The 758-nt window shown below is 36.0% G+C and carries 2 protein-coding genes; one reads left to right on the top strand and one right to left on the bottom strand.

Annotation, left to right across the window (positions count from 1 at the left end):
- The coding region (locus ACXM1Q_RS09315) for a transposase (RefSeq protein ID WP_458517813.1) at nucleotides 1-615 on the top strand (615 nt) is incomplete at its 5' end.
- Here the strand turns inward: ACXM1Q_RS09315 and ACXM1Q_RS09310 are convergent.
- A partial coding sequence (locus ACXM1Q_RS09310) for a transposase (RefSeq protein ID WP_458517814.1) occupies nucleotides 589-758 on the bottom strand: 170 nt, incomplete at its 5' end. The genes ACXM1Q_RS09315 and ACXM1Q_RS09310 overlap by 27 nt on opposite strands.

Genomic DNA, 758 nt, shown 5'->3' with positions numbered 1-758 from the left:
AGAAATAGTGATGAACGACAAGCACTCATTGAGATGATGGAACGATCACCTTTTGATAAAGCTTTAGTCATAGCTGATAGGGGCTATGAATCCTATAATCTAATGGCTCATTTTCAGGAACATAAGTGGGAGTATCTTATTCGGATTAAAGATGGAGCGACTAGCATGAAGCGAAGTTTAGAGCTTCCTGTAACAGATACCTACGATATACCTATCAAACTATCTCTAACAAGAAGACAGACCAAGGAAACCTTTCTACAATTCAAAGCTAGAAACCATTTCAAATTCATCCCCTCTAATCAAAGATTTGATTACCTTTCAACCTCCTGGGATAGAAATAGCCCACCGGAATACTACAATCTTGCATTTAGAATTGTACGTCTCGAAATTGAAGAGGGGCATTACGAAACTTTAGTAACAAATACAGACTACACGGTAAAAAAATTAAAAAGCCTCTATGCCGATCGTTGGGGCATAGAAACTTCGTTTAGGGATCTTAAATATAGCTTGGGCTTGATAAATTTTCATTCAAAGAAAATGGAAGGCATTTATCAGGAAATATTCGCGCATTTAAGCATGTATAATTTTTCAAAAGCCATAAGCTCTCAAATATAGTTGTTTCACTTTAAAAAAATTGTTTAGACATTCTATCACCGAGTTATATTTGGGTAGTAACTCTATGACTTTCTTCTTAAGGTTAGCCCATGCTTTTTCAATCGGATTTAGTTCAGGAGAATAGGGTGGTAAAGGTAGGAAGA

The sequence above is a fragment of the Streptococcus sp. 10F2 genome (genome assembly GCF_054331515.2).
Note: the sequence above shows the minus strand (reverse complement) of the source record. Positions and strands in the feature narration are given on the sequence as shown.